The organism is Staphylococcus sp. HMSC62A08 (assembly GCF_001839105.1).
GTDB classification, from domain to species: domain Bacteria; phylum Bacillota; class Bacilli; order Staphylococcales; family Staphylococcaceae; genus Staphylococcus; species Staphylococcus caprae.
Window position 1 is genome coordinate 46,328 of sequence record NZ_KV840053.1, and the last position, 1,073, is coordinate 47,400.

The window sequence follows — 1,073 nt, forward strand, 5'->3', positions numbered from 1 at the left end:
CCCCGAAAGAATGCTATGAAATTGTTATTGGTTAATTGAGTGATTGTAGTTTATTACTACAAGTTAAATGGTACTATAATTATTTTGAAAACTCAATTTAGTCGCTTTAATCAAGCTCAATTAATTGTGAAATTTTATACTTTGTAAATGGTTCTACTCTTTTTTATCCATTTCTTTTTGAGTTAAATATAATTGAGATACTGTATTGACCACTTGATCAACAATCATTTTAACCCCATTTCGAAGTTTATTGACACCATTCGTCATTTGTCCAATTGCAATCACATTTGTCAAAGTACCATATCGCGGACTAATCACTTGATTGGTTTCAGGAATAATTTGAATTCCACCCATCGAATGACGTTGTACGATTTGTCGATTTTCAAGATTCAACACTAATTGATCATCTTCATCTAACTGTTCTAAGTGTGTCTTAGATCCTGTTGCGTTGATGACAATATCAAAGGCTTCAGTACGCTGTGAATCATCATTAAACGTCAAGTAGAATTGATTATTTTTGTGTTGCACATCATGTAAATTCTTTTTAATTTCAAGCTCACCTTTTTGAATTAATTGAATTAATAACTTCGCTGTTCGAGGTGGCATTGGATTTGAGTTCAATTGTATCATCTTAGTGTATTTACGATTAAATTCCTCTTGGTCTTTTACACTTAAACTATTCCAAATCCAATTTAAATTTTCTTTCAAATATTCGATAATACTTTGGAATATCCCCATTTCAGTTTCATGCTCTAAATCATACTTCAAATCTTGAATGTGATTTCCAGTACGACGATGGATTAATTTTTGAAAATCAATGCCATAATCCTCACACTCTTTCAAGAACAATGCTACTGCTTGATCCAATGGAACATTCCCGTAATGATTTTCCTTTATACCATTAAAATGGTCTTTCGTTAAATGCGTGAATTGAATGTCTATCATCTTCCCTCTGACACTAGGTAAAGACGCTGAGCGACTTGTCATCGTTATAGGTAAATTAGGGTGATGCGCTGTAACATATCTCACAACATCTAAACTTGCCAATCCAGTTCCTACAATAGCGATTCTAT

At 32.6% G+C, this 1,073-nt stretch carries 1 protein-coding gene; it reads right to left on the reverse strand.

What is annotated here, in order from left to right:
* Nucleotides 1-153: 153 nt before the first annotated feature.
* Nucleotides 154-1,073, reverse strand: a 920-nt coding sequence (locus HMPREF3264_RS11465) for an FAD/NAD(P)-binding protein (protein ID WP_371106829.1), incomplete at its 5' end; no start/stop codon positions are given.